Source organism: Candidatus Neomarinimicrobiota bacterium (assembly GCA_030743815.1).
GTDB lineage: Bacteria > Fidelibacterota > Marinisomatia > Marinisomatales > S15-B10 > UBA2146.
This window is the reverse complement of record JASLRT010000068.1, coordinates 16,570-33,858: the sequence shown is the minus strand read 5'-3', so window position 1 is coordinate 33,858 and position 17,289 is coordinate 16,570. Positions and strand designations below refer to the sequence as shown.

The 17,289-nt window shown below is 48.6% G+C and carries 15 protein-coding genes and 2 tRNA genes; 15 read left to right on the top strand and 2 right to left on the bottom strand.

Features of this window, described 5'->3' with window-relative positions:
- The 7 genes from QF669_05630 to frr form a co-directional block, all read left to right on the top strand.
- The coding region (locus QF669_05630) for a FlgD immunoglobulin-like domain containing protein (protein MDP6456914.1) at positions 1 to 469 on the top strand (469 nt) is incomplete at its 5' end.
- A gap of 117 nt (positions 470 to 586) precedes the next feature.
- Positions 587 to 1,027, top strand: coding sequence for a 50S ribosomal protein L13 (rplM, locus tag QF669_05625; protein MDP6456913.1), 441 nt, complete (start codon positions 587 to 589; stop codon positions 1,025 to 1,027).
- A 3-nt stretch (positions 1,028 to 1,030) separates the two neighbouring features.
- Positions 1,031 to 1,432 (top strand): 30S ribosomal protein S9, encoded by a 402-nt coding sequence (rpsI, locus tag QF669_05620; protein ID MDP6456912.1) that lies wholly within the window; start codon positions 1,031 to 1,033, stop codon positions 1,430 to 1,432.
- A gap of 7 nt (positions 1,433 to 1,439) precedes the next feature.
- The gene (rpsB, locus tag QF669_05615) at positions 1,440 to 2,330 is read left to right on the top strand and encodes a 30S ribosomal protein S2 (protein MDP6456911.1); all 891 of its coding nucleotides are present in this window, start codon (positions 1,440 to 1,442) and stop codon (positions 2,328 to 2,330) included.
- Positions 2,327 to 2,944, top strand: a complete 618-nt coding sequence (tsf, locus tag QF669_05610) for a translation elongation factor Ts (protein ID MDP6456910.1) — start codon at positions 2,327 to 2,329, stop codon at positions 2,942 to 2,944. Before rpsB ends, tsf begins: the two co-directional genes overlap by 4 nt.
- A gap of 16 nt (positions 2,945 to 2,960) precedes the next feature.
- A complete protein-coding gene (gene pyrH, locus QF669_05605) occupies positions 2,961 to 3,680 on the top strand; it encodes a UMP kinase (GenBank protein MDP6456909.1) in 720 nt (239 codons plus the stop codon).
- 2 nt (positions 3,681 to 3,682) lie between these two features.
- The gene (gene frr, locus QF669_05600; protein ID MDP6456908.1) at positions 3,683 to 4,237 is read left to right on the top strand and encodes a ribosome recycling factor; all 555 of its coding nucleotides are present in this window, start codon (positions 3,683 to 3,685) and stop codon (positions 4,235 to 4,237) included.
- Between the two features lie 150 nt (positions 4,238 to 4,387).
- Here the strand turns inward: frr and QF669_05595 are convergent, their stop codons facing one another.
- On the bottom strand, positions 4,388 to 6,877 hold the full coding sequence (locus QF669_05595; GenBank protein ID MDP6456907.1) for an adenosylcobalamin-dependent ribonucleoside-diphosphate reductase: 2,490 nt from the start codon (positions 6,875 to 6,877) through the stop codon (positions 4,388 to 4,390).
- Between the two features lie 222 nt (positions 6,878 to 7,099).
- Here QF669_05595 and QF669_05590 point away from each other — a divergent pair.
- The 4 genes from QF669_05590 to QF669_05575 all read left to right on the top strand — a co-directional run bounded on the left by QF669_05590 (position 7,100) and on the right by QF669_05575 (position 10,406).
- A tRNA-Gly gene (locus QF669_05590) sits at positions 7,100 to 7,170 on the top strand.
- A gap of 70 nt (positions 7,171 to 7,240) precedes the next feature.
- Complete coding sequence (gene der, locus QF669_05585) at positions 7,241 to 8,551, top strand: ribosome biogenesis GTPase Der (GenBank protein MDP6456906.1); 1,311 nt, start codon at positions 7,241 to 7,243, stop codon at positions 8,549 to 8,551.
- A 108-nt stretch (positions 8,552 to 8,659) separates the two neighbouring features.
- Positions 8,660 to 8,733, top strand: a tRNA-Met gene (locus QF669_05580).
- 299 nt (positions 8,734 to 9,032) lie between these two features.
- Positions 9,033 to 10,406, top strand: a complete 1,374-nt coding sequence (locus tag QF669_05575; protein ID MDP6456905.1) for a tetratricopeptide repeat protein — start codon at positions 9,033 to 9,035, stop codon at positions 10,404 to 10,406.
- Between the two features lie 96 nt (positions 10,407 to 10,502).
- Here the strand turns inward: QF669_05575 and QF669_05570 are convergent, their stop codons facing one another.
- Positions 10,503 to 11,456 carry a hypothetical protein gene (locus QF669_05570; GenBank protein ID MDP6456904.1) on the bottom strand — a complete coding sequence of 318 codons (954 nt, stop codon included), beginning with the start codon at positions 11,454 to 11,456 and terminating at the stop codon, positions 10,503 to 10,505.
- A gap of 447 nt (positions 11,457 to 11,903) precedes the next feature.
- Here QF669_05570 and QF669_05565 point away from each other — a divergent pair, with 447 nt between their 5' ends.
- From QF669_05565 to smc, 4 genes are all read left to right on the top strand, one after another.
- Positions 11,904 to 12,533, top strand: a complete 630-nt coding sequence (locus QF669_05565; GenBank protein ID MDP6456903.1) for a hypothetical protein — start codon at positions 11,904 to 11,906, stop codon at positions 12,531 to 12,533.
- A gap of 2 nt (positions 12,534 to 12,535) precedes the next feature.
- A complete protein-coding gene (locus QF669_05560; GenBank protein ID MDP6456902.1) occupies positions 12,536 to 13,261 on the top strand; it encodes an RsmE family RNA methyltransferase in 726 nt (241 codons plus the stop codon).
- Positions 13,262 to 13,271: 10 nt separating this feature from the next.
- On the top strand, positions 13,272 to 13,616 hold the full coding sequence (locus QF669_05555) for a histidine triad nucleotide-binding protein (GenBank protein MDP6456901.1): 345 nt from the start codon (positions 13,272 to 13,274) through the stop codon (positions 13,614 to 13,616).
- A gap of 111 nt (positions 13,617 to 13,727) precedes the next feature.
- Complete coding sequence (gene smc, locus QF669_05550) at positions 13,728 to 17,255, top strand: chromosome segregation protein SMC (protein MDP6456900.1); 3,528 nt, start codon at positions 13,728 to 13,730, stop codon at positions 17,253 to 17,255.
- The last annotated feature ends 34 nt before the right edge of the window (positions 17,256 to 17,289 follow it).

Sequence of the window (17,289 nt, the reverse complement as noted above, 5' to 3'; positions counted from 1 at the left end):
GCAAAGCGTCATGGATTTCGCTTACTTCAATGAGGATGGAGAAAGAAATTTTGTCCTGCCCCTTGAATATGGGAGACACTCTTCCACACTAACTCTTTCTTTTGCGCTATATGGCAAAGATGGAGTTGTTACCGGACAGGGAGTAATAACGATGGACGTTACGCCGGTGCCGGCTGAATTCGTCCTGAATCAGAATTATCCCAATCCGTTCAACCCAACAACACAGATCCAGTTTGGTCTGCCGGACGAATCAGAGATAGGACTGACTGTCTATGACGTTCTCGGCCGGCAGGTGCGAAATCTGATTTCCAGCGCCATGACGGATGCCGGTTTCCACAACATTGTGTGGGACGCCAGGGATAATGCGGGAGCGCCTGTCAGCGCCGGACTTTACTTCTATCAATTGACAGCTCGGGGGGTGGATGGAACCGCCTTCTCCAAAACACGCAAAATGCTTCTCCTCAAATAGGTGACTGTTTTGAGCCTCCGTTCTGATCTTCTTCTGTCTATTTCTTATCTATAGAGTCTCAGCGAAAACTGCTTGTCTGTAATACAATAATTTCACTAATTTGGCATGCTGTAACAAATGAGAAACAGGACTAAAACATATTCGATGAAGGCGGGCGAAATCCAGAAGGATTGGTACATCGCCGATGCTGATGGTCAGACCCTCGGGCGATTCGCCTCGAAGATCGCTCAGATCCTGCGCGGGAAGCATAAACCTACCTTTACACCGCATATGGACATGGGTGATTTTGTCATTGTGGTGAATGCTGACAAAGTTCGTGTTTCAGGCGACAAGGAAAAATCGAAAAAGTATTTCAGTCATTCAGGTTATCCGGGGGGCGCCAAGCAGATCGACCTTCACGCCATGCGTCAGCGTCATCCTGACAGGGTGATTAAGAAGGCCGTGCGCGGGATGTTGCCTCATAACCGTCTCGGTCGCAAGTTGCTGAAGCATTTGAAAGTTTATGCCGGAACGGATCATCCACATCTGGCACAGCAGCCCAAGGTTCTGGAGGTATAGTCAGTGGCGACAAAAGCTGAAGCAGTCTACGCCGCGACGGGACGCAGAAAATCTTCCGTCGCCCGCGTTCGGATGACGCCCGGCAAGGGAAAAATCACTATTAATGGTCGTGATCTTGAAAACTACTTTGGGAGAATGACACAGAGGAAAATTGTTACGCAACCTGTACTGCTGCTGGAAATCGAAAAGAAGTATGATATTTCTGCCAATGTAAACGGTGGCGGTCTCAACGGTCAGGCTGGCGCTGTCCTTCACGGCATCTCCCGGGCTCTGGTTGAAATCAGTGAAGATCATAGACCGATCCTGAAAAAGGCCGGTTTTCTCACTCGTGATGCGCGTGTTAAAGAGCGCAAAAAATATGGCCTTCGGGGAGCCAGGAGAGCGTTCCAGTTCTCCAAACGATAAAGGATTTATGAATATTACGTTTGATGATTTATTGAGTACTGGTGCCCACTTTGGTCATCTGACGCGCAAATGGCACCCTAACTACCGCCCCTACATCCTGATGGTGAGAAACAGTATTCACATCATCAATCTCGAAGAAACTTTGAAAGGACTTGAGCAAGCAACCGTCTTTCTCTCCGATGTGGCTGATAACGGCGGTGAAATCCTCTTCGTGGGGACGAAGAAGAATGCTAAGGACATTGTTCAGCAGGAGGCTGATAAGTGCGGTATGTTTTATGTAGTGGAGCGATGGCTCGGCGGTACGCTGACAAATTTCAGCACCATTCGCAAGAGTATTAAACGACTCCAGCTTCTTGAAAAGGAGTCGAGTCCACTCTACGAGAACGCTACCAAGAAAGAGATTCTCTCCCTGGAGCGGGAGATGATCAGGCTGCAGGATCTTCACCGCGGAATTAAGGATATGAAGCGTCTGCCTAATGCAATCTTTGTAGTAGATGCGAATCTCGAGACGATTGCCCTTCAGGAGGCGCGCCACCTCGATATCCCTGTAGTGGCTATTGTCGATTCCAATACCGATCCCACGGGCATCGACTATGCCATCCCGGCGAATGACGATTCTATCCGGGCCGTCAAACTGATTGTAGGCGAGGTATCGCGCACCATATGTGAGGCAAAGAACATGGCCTACCTGAAAGACGGTGAATCCGCCGCAGCGGCGACGGATGAGGAGCCGGCGGAAGAAGAAAGTGTAGAAATATCTACAAACGGGGACGGTGCCGAATCAGAAATAGATGAAGAGCCGGCGGCTGAAGAAGCTGGCGCTGAAGAAAAATCCGAGCCTGAAGAGGAAGAAATGGAAACAAGTGTTGAACCTGAGGAGACGAAAGAAGAAAAATGACTGTGGATGCAAAAGTAGTCAGATCCCTGCGTGAAAAAACTGGCGCAGGAATTATGGACTGTAAAGAAGCCCTCGTTAATGCTGAAGGCGATATGGATAAGGCTGTTGAACTTCTGAGGAAACTGGGGATAGCGAAGGCTGAGAAAAAAGTTGGCAGAAAGGCCGATCAGGGAGTCGTGTTGTCTTATGTGCATCCCGGAAACAGGATCGGAGTTTTAGTGGAAGTGAACTGCGAAACAGATTTCGTGGCAAAAACAGACGGTTTTACCAGTCTTGTCAAGGATCTTGCCATGCAGGTAGCCGCAACTGGCCCCATGGCTATCACCCGTGAAGAGATTGATGAAACTACTGTTGATCGTGAAAAAGACATCTACAGAGAGCAAGCTAAGTCTATGGGCAAGCCAGACAACGTAGTGGACAAGGTTGTTGAGGGGCGCCTGGAGAAGTTTTACCAGGAGAACTGCCTCTTGGAGCAGCAATTTATCAAGGATCACGAAAAGACAGTCCAGAACTTGATTAAGGAAAATATTGCTGCCCTTGGTGAGAATATCGCGGTGGCCCGTTTTGCCCGCTTCGAGGTAGGTGAAGGTCCCTCCTCGAACGGCGAAGTATAATCCAGAAAAACAGTTAATGTCACAGCCCTTCTACGGCAGGATACTACTCAAGCTGAGTGGTGAAATCCTTGCTGGCGAGAAGGGTTTTGGCGTAGATCCATCCAAGGCCAAGGCGCTGGCACAGCAGGTGGTGTCGGCGCGGGAGATGGGTGTCCAGGTAGGTGTTGTTATTGGTGGCGGCAATATCATCCGGGGAGAAATGGCTGAAATCCAGGGGATGGATCGTGTTTCTGCCGATTATCTCGGCATGCTGGCTACAATCATGAATGCTATCACCCTTCAGGATGCGCTGGAAAAAGAGGGGTGTGAAACCAGGACGCTGACAGCTATCGGCATTGCTCAATTGGCCGAGCCCTATATTCGCCGTCGCGCCATTCGACACTTGGAGCGGGATCGAGTAATCATTATTGCGGGTGGGACTGGAAATCCGTATTTTAGCACCGATACCGCCGCCGCACTCCGCGCTACGGAAATTGAGGCTGATGTTGTCCTCAAGGGGACTAAGGTGGATGGTGTCTATGACGGTGACCCGGAAAAAGATGATCAAGCCGAGAAGTACGAGCAACTCAGTTTCCAGAAAGTGATCGAGGACGGTCTGAGAGTGATGGATCTGACGGCGGTAACACTATGCAAAGAGAATAATCTTCCCATCATCGTGTTTAATGTGAACCAGACTGACAATTTGATGAATATCCTTAAAGGCAAAAAGATAGGAACTTTGGTGACAGGATCATGAATCTGAAAGACTTCAAGAAAGATGCGCTGCATCGTATGCATCAGGCGGTGGAGCACTGTAGGACGGAACTGGCTCAGATCAGGACGGGCCGCGCCTCTCCAGCACTACTGGAGGGAGTAAAAGTACCGTATTACGGCGCTCCGACCCCTCTAAAGACCATCGCCAATATCACTGCCCAGGAGGCGAGGCTGCTGGTGATCCAGCCGTTTGATAAGAATTTTATTTTTGATATCGAAAAGGCCATTCAGGCGGCCGATCTGGGACTTAACCCCACCAACGACGGCAATGTCATCCGTTTGCCGATTCCGGCACTTACCGAAGAGCGGCGGCTTGAACTGGTGAAACTGGTTCACAATCTGGTTGAAGAAGGGCGCGTGGCGGTCAGGAATGTGCGCAAAGATATCAATAACCACATGCGTGAACTGGAGCGGTCGCACGATATGTCTGAGGATGAGGGACATTTTGCGCACGATGAGATCCAGAAGATCACTGATAATCATATAGAGGAATTGAATAAGCTGATACAGATGAAAGAGAAAGAGATCATGGAAGAGTAGTAATCTCAATGAATCGACTCTACGCTTGAAGCCCCGTTTTCGGGGCTTTTTTTTAGCGGAATCAGCTGAGCGTTCGATAAGAGGTTCGGAATAAAAAACCCTCGAGACAGCTCTCGAGGGCTAAGACTCACCCACGGTCAGTTTGGAAGTCTATTCACATTTTGAGAAACCGCAGCTGGGGCACGTGACACACCCGGCTTCGTGGAAGATAGTACTGCCGCAGTCAGGGCACAACACCATTGTTCTCGGATTGAAGTTAGCAGTATCTATCGGAGTTTCACTCTCATCAGCCAGTGAGAACAGGGTACCTCCCTGGGAATCGGAATCGGCATTTTCGCTCCCATCGGAGCTTTCTTGGATATATTCTTCCAGCGCTTTCCCGATGGCATCCGGCGTGGAGAGGATCAGTTGTCCGTTCTCCCAGGTAGGATGGGGCCCGCTGATTCCCTTGAGCTGTTTCACAACGTCATAAGGATCAATTCCCGATCGCAGAGCCAGCGAGATGAGGCGGCTGATAGCTTCGGATTGAGCCGCGGCGTTTCCGCCTGCCTTGCCGATGGTTGTGAATACTTCGCAGAGTCCGTGCTCATCATGATTGATAGTAATATAGAGAGATCCTTCACCCGTTCTGATTCTTTTAGTTACACCTTCTGTCATACTTGGGCGGAATCTTGGTCTTAGTTCAAGCTGCTCACCTGCTGACCGCATTTGAGGGACTTCGTTATCACCAGGTTTTATTTCCACGCTAGCGGGCTTTTCTTGCGGTACAGTTTCCTGTTGCTGTTTTGCCTGTTGTTCTTCTGTTAACAGAATTCCTTCTCTCGAGCCTTCGCGGTAAACAGTGATCCCTTTCAATCCGGCCTTGTAGGCGGTGAGGTAGATGTCGGCTACGGTTTCTTTGTCAATATCGGCCGGAAGGTTTACGGTTGAACTGATGGAGGAATCAATGTACTGCTGGATCACCCCCTGCATTTTTACCCGAAAATAAGGATCAATCTTGTGTGCCGTCACCATATAGTCGGGAAGTTTTTCGTCCGTGCCGAAGAGTTTTTCAACGATTGGGTGATAGACTTTGAACTCCTTGAAGGTGTTGCCGTATCCCTTATTCTGTTTTACGCGGCGGAAATATGACGTCTGAAAAACTGGTTCAATGCCAGATGAAACTCTGGCAACGATGGCGCCACTACCGGTGGGGGGTACGGTCAGAAGGGTTGAGTTGCGAATACCGTGTTTTGTTATCTTCTCCTGAGTGGAAGCGGGAAGTGTCTTGACAAACTTGCTCTCAGAGAATCCCTTCGGTTCGAAATTCGGGAACGGTCCCTTTTCGCGCGCTATCTCTACCGACGTTTCATAAACTGTATCTCTCATTAGTCGGCAAACATTTTCAGCCATCTTCAGCGCCTCGTCGCTGTCATATTTGATCTTCATCCTTACCAGCATATCACCAAGACCTAGTAAGCCGATACCGATTCTACGGTCATTCATGGCATTTTCTTTCTGGACTCTCAGAGCGTGCCTGTCCATGTTATAGTCTACCACATTATCCATGAAGCGGGTGGCGGTAGCGGCGGTATCACAGAATTCATCCTGTCTGAATTTGCCGTCACTATCCACGAAGCGTTCGAGGTTGATAGATCCTAGATTGCAGCACCCGCCGTCCGGCAGAGGTTGTTCCGCGCACGGATTTGTGGAAACGAGTGGACTACAATACTCAGCGTTGTGGTAGTCACGCATAGTGTCCCAGAAGATGATACCCGGTTCGGCGCTTTCATGGGCAGACGTCACAATCTTTTGCCACAGGTCAGAGGCCTTGACCGTGTGGTAGACTTTTCCGCCCCATCTGAGGTCGAAGTCGATGTCTTTTTCCACCGCCTGCATGAATTCACGCGTCAGCAGTACGGAGATGTTGGAGTATTTCACCATATCTCTGTTGCCGCGCTTAATAGCGACAAATTTTTCAATATCAGGATGATCTACACGCAAGGTCTGCATATTGGCGCCGCGCCGGCCGTGCTGGGCAATGGTATTGGTGTTTTCGCTGAACAGATTCATAAAGCCGGTAGGTCCGCACGATTCGCCGCCAGTGCCTTCAATGGCTGATCCGCCGGGACGCAACACAGATAGGTCGTGACCGCAGCCGCCGCCATATTTATAGGTTAGAGCTTCCTCCTGGATCGCCTCGTAAATGGCCTTTATGGCATCGTCCCGAATGGCTACTACATAACAGTTGTTCAGGGTCGTGGTGATGTCTTCGCGCCCGGCGCCGTGCATGATTCTGCCGCCGGGGACAAATCTGAAATCTTCGAGGATGGAGAAAAATCTCTGGTACCAGACGTCTACATTATCCTCTGCTGACGCCATCGCTTTGGCGATGCGCTTCCACATATCATAGGGTCCCTTTTCCCAAGGGGCCAGATATTTGTTTTGCAAAACCTCTTTACCAAGGTCGTCGCCGAGGTAGTATTCATCTACTGTGTATTGAGGTGGTGTAGCTTCGCCCAGAACTTCGGGCAAATCTGTGGTAGGTGATGTCTTTTCTCTGCTCTCGGGAGCTTCAATTTGAATCCTCTGACTAATCTCTTCCGAGGGTTTCTCTTTGCGCCCAGAGATAGGAAATTCATATTGCATTGCTTTAGCCATTGCAACTCCCGATTACAATCTTTGTTCAGCCTTAACCTGCAAAAGCGTACGGTATTAGGCGGTAAGTCCCACGAGTAGCTTCATGAATATAAATTCGCTTGAAAAAAGTGGCAAGCAGTATCCTGCATTTGTTACAATTTTTTTTGTTTTTTCTTCTGATCCTGACAATGAAGTTGTCTTTGTGACGGTACATTTTTCCCATAAATTTGCGCTGTACATAAGGCGCCCGTGATGTAATGGTAACATCCGAGCTTCCCAAGCTCGTCATGAGGGTTCGATCCCCTTCGGGCGCTCATCTCTTTCAGCGATTTCTGGCACCGGACACATCTAGCGTAGTATTAGTAACCACATAAAAAGTTAGACATGGCAACACCCGTTGTAGCAATCGTAGGACGTCCCAACGTGGGCAAATCTACCCTCTTTAACAGGCTTGTCCAGCGCCGTCATGCTATCGTTGACGAACAGGAGGGGATTACACGTGATCGTATCTACGGCAAAGTCGAATGGACAGGCCATACCTTCACTATTGTGGACACTGGCGGCTTTATTCCTCAGATCGATGATGTGATTGATGCGGCTGTCAGGCAGCAGGTGGAACTGGCCATCGATGAAGCGGATTATATACTGTTCATAGTGGACGGTAGGGAGGGGATTGTAACGTCTGATTCATTCCTGGCCGATCTTGTGAGGAAGTCGGGCAAACCTCATGTTATGGTAGTCAACAAGATCGATAATAATGATCAGGAGCTACTCCAGCACGAGTTCCACGAACTCGGGATTGATCCGGTTGTGACGCTGTCGGCCCTGGGAGGTAGAAGGGTGGGCGATCTGCTCGATATGGTGGTAGAGTCGCTGGGAGATAAACTAAAGGAAGATAAGCAGGAAGAGGGCGTTCGCATCGCTATTGTAGGTGTGCCCAACGCGGGAAAATCATCCATCGCGAATCGGCTTCTCGGCAGAGAGAAATCGATCGTGACGGAAATTCCGGGCACCACGCGTGATGCAATCGATTCCAGGCTGAGATACCACGGTGAGATGTACATTCTGGTGGATACGGCGGGATTGCGCAAGAAAGCAAAGGTAAGCGAGAATATCGAATATTACAGCACGCTGAGGACCCACAGGGCTATCGAATCGTCGCATATTGTTCTGGTAGTGGTTGACGCCATGAGAGGCTTCAGTAAGCAGGATCAGCACATTGTGCGCGAAGTGATGGATAAGGGGAGAGGTCTGATACTACTGGTGAACAAATGGGATCTGATTCAAAAGGAGACCGGTACGCATGAGACATTCAAGAAGGAGATCAAACGCCTCTTCAAATCGCTTGAGGACTATCCGATCCTTTTTATTTCAGCAGAAACGAATCAGAGAATATCGAAGATAATTCCTGAAGTAAAGAGTGTATACCAGCGCTGGAGCGACAGGATACCGACAGGTATCATTAACCAGGTTGTCAGGGAGGCGACGGATTCCTATCAGCCGCCAGCTACGAAGGGGAAAAGTGTTAAAATCAAGTATGCGACGCAGGTGAGCGTATCGCCGCCGCATTTTGCCTTTTTTGGCAATTTTCCCGATCTGATTCCGGTCTCATACAGGAACTACCTGGAGAACCGGTTGCGGCAGGCGCTGGAACTGAACGGCGTTCCGGTTCGCCTCTCATTTCGCAGATCCTGAAGGTTTCAGAGAGTCAATTACATCGATCTCATAGTCACATATTATTATTGATCCGATTGACAAATCAGATTGACCTGTAACATCATTCTTCGTTAAATTCGGACTGATCGCGGGGTGGAGCAGTCTGGTAGCTCGTTGGGCTCATAACCCAAAGGTCGTAGGTTCGAATCCTACCCCCGCTACGTAAAAACCCTCCGAATGGAGGGTTTTTCGTCACTATACCGTTGATAATATCTAATATCAAAAGCCGGCTGTATGGATTCCAAACACCGTCACCTTCTCAATCTGATTCACCATTTGAATGAGAGATAAACTTACCCTTTTTGGTTGCGTTTGATTGAACAGATTGTAAATTCTACACTACGTCCCGTTTTTTATGAAACTGTTAACTATTGGGGAGAAAGTTATAATGATTAGGAATTTTAGTCATCTAAGCACTGTTTTGCTGATCTTGGCCATTTTAATCACACCCGCAATACCGATGTTCAATTCTGCTCAGGACTCTATTGAAATTGGACAGATGGAAAATAATGCTGTCGAGGGTGAACCGTCACCGCAGGTGGAATCCCTTCATCCAGCCACGCAGGTAAGTGAATCTCAATCAGCGCCTGCATCTGAAGCCGGATCCATTGAAGAAGCTTATTTTGATTTTCTCAAAGCACTGAATAGTGAACAGCAGAAAAAATCCGGAAAACTTTTAGGTCGCTTGGTGCGCTCTTCAAGAGACCTTTCGAGTTATAAGATTGACGAATACAAATCATATCTCAATATCTATTTCCCCGATGCTCATTCTGACTATGTACAGAGTTATATGATTGAATCCTACATTGGCCAGAAAAAGTGGGATGAAGTGCAGGTGGGGCTGTTAAAGTTTGTCTGCCTCTATCCAGATTCTCCCCTAAGAGGGCCGGTGATAGAAAATAGTTCTCAATTCGTACAAAAGGAAGATTACTACCAATCCAATCGGGATAAGCTCCTATCAATGTTACAGGAATCACCGGAATCAGAGGAAATCCACGACAGCTATGCTGAGTTCCTGTCAACCGTTCATTCACTCAATGATTCAAGGCTTTCATCGATTTTTATACGAGAGGCGTGGGAATTCCTTGCTCTCTATTCTGATTTACCCCATGCCAGCGCTGTACTTATGTGGTTGGCTGAAGAGGAGTTGGTCAGTAACGCTCATCATACAGCCCTGATGATCTATGAGAAGTTGATGAGTCTCTACCCAACCAGTCCGGATTTGGCGGCAGCGTTATACCAGACCGGTACGCTTCAACAGGAGCAATTCGGCGAATTTGAAGCCGCCGTCACCACCTTTCGCCAATTCCTGCAGCAATTCCCGGAAGATAGTCTTGTGTCGAATGCCCAATATCGCATCGCCACAATTGCTGATAAAAATTTTAAGGACTGGGCCAATGCTATCGAAGAATATGAGAAGCTGGTTACGCAGTATTCCTCATCTATCCATGCTATCCCCAGCTTACTCCGTATCGGCGAAATTCAGGCCGGAAAACTGAAGCAGAGGGAAGAGGCGATTACCACTTATAACAGGGTCGCTTCTGAGTATCCGGACAGCACAGCCCAGGCCACAGAAGCGCTCCAGCGTGCGGGGGAATTGTACGAAAAAAGTAAGGAATACGCAAAAGCCGTTGATCAGTATATGGTTATACATGATAAATATCCCGGGACAGATGGCGCATTGTCGGGCCTGGAGAAATGTGCCGTAATTTATGAGAAGAAACTGAAAATGAGAGACAAGGCTGTTGACGTTCTTAGTCTGATTGTTGACGAATTCCCCGACACAAAAAACGCTGCGAAGGCAGAAAAACGGCTGCAAAAACTCAACAAATAAAGAATCTTAATTATCCAGCCGATACTTATTAAGCATGTTTGAGTATAAAAAAAGGCGATCGAATCGCCCTTTTTTATGTCGTTTAGAAGAATGAAGTTAAGGTTTGTTTCGACTACCGTTATCGTCCCGGTCACCGTTTTTCTGCCGCTGGTGCCATTTCATTTCCAGGTAGCGGTGAATCTTTACAATCTCCATCTGTGTGGCGGTTAGAATCTCTTCCATCGCAGCTTTATTGGCCTCGTAGATGACTTTGGCTGCTTCACGGGCTTCTTCTTTTGTCATCTCGCCGGATTCCACCTGCGCCTTTAAAGCTTCCATTGCAGCTTCCATTTCGGTCTTTGCAGCCTCAATGGCGGCAATCTGATCACCGGTAAGTGCGAGAGCTTCGATCTTTGCCTGGCGGATGGCTTCCATATAGGCTTCCATCTCGGCTTTGTGGTCCGCCTTCATCTGTTCCAGCTGAGCTTTCTGGTCATCGGTTAACAGGGCATCGATGGTGGCCTTCATAGCTTCTTCCAGTGATTCAATTTCCGTTTCCGCTTCTTCACGGGTCATCTCACCGGATCTGATGCTGGCCTTGAGGGCCCCCATGTTAGCTCTGAATTCTTCCATGATGGCGTCGAATTCAGCCCTCTGGTCTTCCGTGAGAACTGAGTAGATAACCCTTAGGGCGCCCCCATCTTTTTCGCCCCGGCCTTTGTCAGCGTCTTTTCCTCTATCTTTACCCTTTTCTTTCACTTCTTCAAGCTTGGTGAAGATATTATTTTTCTCTTCTTCAGTCAGTGTCTGTTGAAGCTCAGCGGCCAGCTTCCAGAGGAAACCGGGATCCCTGTCGACTTCACCACCCATGCCGTGCCTGCCCAGAGCAGAACGGAGATTATTGGTGCTCTTCTTAGAGAGGTTTAGATCATTTTCCAGTTCACTGGAAAACATTTCCAGATCAGGCGAATCGAACTGAACTTCATCGCTTTGCGCAAAAGGGTTATCGCAACCGGAGAGGAAGATCGCGACTACTGTTACAAGTAAGGAGGTTACAAATTGCCGTTTCATCTTTTTTCCCTTTCTCTTATTGATTTTTAGACGTCTTAGATTGGGGCAGGTTAAATCTACTATAATTTCTCGATGACAGAAAGGCTTACTTAAAGGGAGGGATACCGTGATAACCGTGGAAACGCAATATGCTGATAATTATTTACATACTTCCGCGTACAACATTCATCTTGGACAGACTTTTACACTTGATCTAATAGCAATCCCCAATAGTGATTGCGAGAAAGAAAGGTGTGAGGATTCTGGGCAGACAATCCAAAGCTTGTCTGCTCGATAAGTCCAGATGAGTGGATGGCAGGGGGAGCAAGCCGGCTAATAGTATTTTCCCGTCATTTATGGCGGGTTATCTGCTGTAAAATAATCGTTTTGGACAGGCTCGGCTATTTTGTTCGTAACTGTCTAAAACTTTTTGCTCCCTCGACGGAAAGTGGTAAATTCTCTGACGTGATGCTGCAACTGAGACCTCGGAGATATTTCATCTCCCTGATTTTCTTTACGGCGGTTCATTTGGGGAGTGCGCAGTCGGCCCTCGATCCCGGTTATAGCCTGTCGGGTAATACTTTCGGCTTTTCCCTGGAGACTGAAAGCCATGGCACTGGTATAGGTGTCTTTTACACCAGGGTTTTAGCAAGGAATCTCCAGTTTTTCAGCCAGTTTAAACTCCTCAGCATAACAGGGGAGACGGAAATGCCTGTATACGATCCCTATACAGGCTATACCCGCAAGGTTGGCGAAGTAAACCTGGTGCTGGTGCCGCTCTTTATAGGATTAAAGTTCCACCCTTTCATTGGTCAGATAGCCAATAATTTCAGTCCATTTGCTGTCGTCCTAGCCGGCCCGCTGGGTATTCTGGATTCACCGGAAAATGTCGGCTTTTCCCAGCAGATCCGGGAAATGAAGTCATCTTTTCATGGCGGAGCTTTTCTCGGCATCGGTGCTGACTTTCAGATTCAGACAAAACAGTTTGTGAGTATTGCCCTTGGATATGATTTTCTGCCCATGGGCAAGGATGTAGATGGCAAGAATGAATACAGTGGTACTCTCTTTAAAATAATGATGGGCAGGAAACTGAATTAAGAATGGCTGAGCGCCATCACTTCATACTTTCAGACAATCAGATCGAGGACGGTCGTTTCCATCTTAACGGTGATGAGGCTCACCATCTCAGCAACGTTGCCCGCATCGGTGTAGGAGATGAAGTCTATCTCATCGATACCCGGGGTAAAGCTTACCGGGCGGCCGTAGACAGCATCAGCGAAGGTGCCATTCGTGGTCCGATTCTCGATATGATTCAAGGCTATCATGAGCCGACAGTAAACATTCACTTAGGGATCGCAATTCTGAAAGGCGCCAGACTGGATCTGGTGTCTGAAAAGGGGACGGAACTCGGTGTCGCTTCCGTTACCCCTCTAATTTTAAAGCGAAACGTGAAGAAGGGCGTAAACAGGAACAGGTTAACAAACGTTGCCAGGAGTGCCGCTAAACAGTGCGGTCGCGGCCGTGTGCCAGAGATCAATGAACCGGCCTCTCTTAGCGAATGGTGCCAGAAAATGAAAGCCGGCTGTGGGGCGCTGCTTCACAATTCAGACGCCGCAAAACCGATGGTAGACTGGTTAAGGAATTTACCGGACAGCACTTCCGATGTCTGGTTAGCGGTAGGTCCCGAAGGCGGCTTTGAAAATGAAGAACTCCAGCCCGTTTTACAGCTCGGGTTGGAGGCTGTCTCTCTTGGTAAGAGAAGGCTGAGATCGGAGACAGCCGCACTCTCGGCTCTGACGATCGTAGATCACTGTTTTACAGGGTGAAGCGACCATGGTGGATGACTGTCTTTTCTGCAAGATGATTGATGGTGAAATCGCCGCTGATATCGTCCATCAGGACGAAGATGTATTCGCATTCAAGGATATTAATCCTCAGGCGCCGCACCATGTGCTGATAGTGCCGAAGAGACATATTGCCACGCTGAACGACCTGGCCGAAAATGATCACGCTCTGGTGGGTAAAGTTACTTTGGCCGCTAAAAAGATTGCGGTGGATCTCGGAATAGCCGAAACAGGATACCGGACGGTCTTTAACTGCAATGCCGATGCTGGTCAGGCGGTGTTCCACATTCACTTACATCTTCTGGGAGGGCGCAGGATGTCCTGGCCGCCTGGATAACAGGAAATCTAAAACGCGGAGAGAGCTTTTCAGGATGACACCTCATTCCCCTAACAGGCTGTTCGATACAGTAGCAGACTTCTGGCGTCCAATAGAGTAACGCCTGAATATATGTATATCTCAGAACTCAGGATGCACGGCTTCAAGTCCTTTGCCAAGAAGGAGAAGCTCCATTTTGGCGATGGTATCACCGCTATCGTGGGACCAAACGGTTGCGGCAAAACGAATATCGTCGATGCGGTGAGATGGGTCCTCGGTGAGCAGAAGTACACCATGCTGCGTAGCAAGAAGATGGAGGATATTATTTTCAACGGCTCAGAATCGAGGAAGCCACTGGGCGTCTGCGAAGTCAATCTTACCGTCCACAACGATAAAGGGAAGCTACCGGTGGACTATACGGATGTAGAAATCACGCGCCGCGTTTTCAGGAATGGCGAAAGTGAGTACATGATCAACCGGGCAAAGTGCCGTCTGAAAGATATTCACAACCTTTTTGTTGATACCGGTATGGGAGCGGACGCTTATTCAGTCATCGAATTGAAGATGATTGAAGACATTCTCAGCGAGAATGCGGAAGACCGGAGAAGGATGTTTGAAGAGGCCGCCGGCATTAACAAGTACAAGCATCAGCGAAAATCGACGTTGCTGAAAATTGAAGCAACAACCGCTGATATCAACAGGGTGAACGACATAATCGCCGAAGTTGACGGCAAAGTGAATGCTCTCAAGCTGCAGCTTAAACGTTACGACCGCCACGCCAAACTGGTAGATAAACTTCAGCAGAAGGAGGTTGAGCGGGCGTTTCTTCAGCGTCAGGAGCTCAACTCAGCTCTGGTACCGCTTGTCAAGAGTGTTACCGAATTGACCCATCAGCGTTCCATCGGTGTGGAGGGGGAGAAAATCCATGAATCTTCTCTGGAACAGTTGCGGACGACTTACAAGAGTGAAGAGTTAGAATTGAGATCAATGCAGGAGAAATTGAATGAACTGTCTGACGCCAGGCAATCTACCAACAATCGTATTCTGGTAATCACTGAGCAGGTAAAGAGTGCTGAAAGAACTATCGAGCGACTTTCGGTAGAGAAAGAGGAGCTCGAAGAGAAAATCGGTGCCCAGAAATTCAGCATCAGCGAACTTGAAGTTGAGATGGAGACTTTCGCTCCCAAGATTGAGGATAAGGAGCGGCAATATAATGCGCGGCGAGAAGAGTTTGATGAGAGCGATGAAAACTACCGCAGAGTTGAAGAGAATCTCCAGCGTCTCAGTTCTCATCACATTGATCATCTGAGGAAACTGAACGACCTTCGCTCACTTCTGGAGAGAACACAGCAGACACTGGAAGATAAGGGTGAGTACCTGGAAACGCTCGAATCGGATGCTGACGAAGCTGAGAGTGAGAAGAAAACGATCCTGCAGCAGCAGAAGAAATATTTGAATCAGAGGAAAGATCTTGAGCAATCTGTCGCTACGGAGCGCAAAGCCATCGAGCAGCTGGATGAAGAGATCCAGACTCTGCGCTCCGAACGGCACGATCTGACCCTTGAGTTTCATAAGATTGCGAACCAGGTGGAAAGTCTTGAATCGCAACGTCAGTTCTACAGCGAAATCATAGAGAGCAAGGAAGGATACCCTTCCGGGATCAGGCATGTACTCAATCACTTAGAAGACTATCCGTCCGTTCTCGGGAGTGTTGCGGATCTGATTGAAGTCGATCAGAAGTATCGTCGTGCCCTGGAAGCCAGTCTGGGACTGAAGGCGAAATACTTGGTATGCGAAACGCGGGAGTCGGCCTACACCGTGCTTGACGACATCCGAGAACGAAAGCTGGGCAATGTCGCTATCATCCCTCTTGACAGTGTGCCGCCGGGTCCGTCCCGTTCAGGCAAAGCGCCCGCCGGTAAGGGAATTGTCGCTCAGGCCTGCGACGTGATTAATACGCAGAAAGATGTGGTGCCGTTGATCCGTTTCCTGTTCGGTGACCTCACACTGGTGCAAGATTCCGGTGCTGCAGAACGGTTGCGGAAATCGAAAAGTTTTTCGGGTAGTATCGCTGATTTGTCGGGTCGCTATTATGAGAATACCGGCGCCATTTCCAGCGTTGACGTTCAGGAAGAAGTGAGCATCCTGGGGAGAAAAGAAAAATTGAAGGAGCTGGATGCCACAATAGATAAGCTGGTGAAGAAGGGTAACATAGTGCAGGAAAATGTGCGCGAAGCGGATGAAAAACTATCATCAAGCGAAGACAAACACCAGGCTATATCCGGCGAACTGAGTGCTGACATTGACGCCCTGTCTGAAGTTGAGAGACAGATCACTCGCAATGAATACATGATCTCACAGACCGTGGACGCCCTGAAGGCTTTGACGCATCAGATAGTCACCACAAGGCATGATATCCTCGGACTGGAGAAATCTTTAGACAAGATGACACCTCAGTTGCACGATCTTAAGACTCAGGAGGAGAATTACGAGGGCAAGATTGCCTTGGCACGTGAATCGCTGGAGCAGGTGAAAAACAGGCGTGAGGAAAAAAATACCGCCATTCAGGAGGTCCGTTTTGAGCTGGTCAGCCTGGAGAATGAGAAGGAGACACTGAGCTATCGGATAGAGGCGGCGAAAGACAGTATTGATGAGATGGAGAAAAAGATTGTACATCTGACGGAAGAGACTTCACGTCTGAAGGAAGAGATGGTGCAGCTGGATAACGATAAGAGTGCGGAAGTGAAGAAGCTGCAAAAGCTGAACGCGCAATATAAAAAGGTGTTATCTGTAAAAGAGTTGAAGGAGGAGGCGTTTCGCGGGACATTCCGTGAGATCGAGAAGCTTGAACGTGAGATCAGGGATGAGCAGAAGGAGAGGGAGAGACTGGCGGAAAAGGTGAAAAGAATGGAGCTGCAGGTGGCTGACTACGAAGGTCAGATCGAGTTGATCGAGAGCCGTATCCGTGAAAAGTACCGCTCGGATCTGACGGAGGTTACTGACGTCTCCGGCTCAATAGAAGATCTTACCTTTGAGATCGACAGAATTGAACGCAGTATTGAGAGGATCGGTCCCATAAACATGGCGGTAAAGGACGAATACGGTGAAGAAAGCGCGCGGCTGGAATTCCTGCAAGAACAGCTGGCCGATCTGCTAAAGTCAGAGGCGAGCCTGATGGAAACAATGGGCCGCATCGACAAAGCTGCTAGGGATCAGTTTCTTGAAACTTTCGGCAAGATTCGTGACAATTTCAGGGGGACATTCAAACTGTTTTTTGATGGGGGTGAGTCAGACCTTGATCTCACCGGTGTTGACGATCCTCTTGAGGCCTCCATATCAATCCTGGCGAAACCGCCAGGCAAACATACCAAAAACCTCAGAATGCTCTCTTCTGGTGAAAAGGCACTGACCGCTATTTCGCTTCTGTTTGCAATCTATCTTGTAAAGCCGAGTCCCTTCTGTATCCTTGACGAGGTGGATGCGCCGCTGGATGATAACAACATTAGTAAGTTCACGAAAGTGCTGCAGAAATTCTCTGAGGATACGCAGTTTATTATTGTCACTCACAACAAGCTCACTATGGAGGCGGCAAAGTTTCTCTACGGTGTGACAATGGCCCAGTCGGGTGTTTCCAATATAGTATCAGTCAAGTTTGACTGATTAGAATACTGTTCTTCACTAAATACTGTCCCTT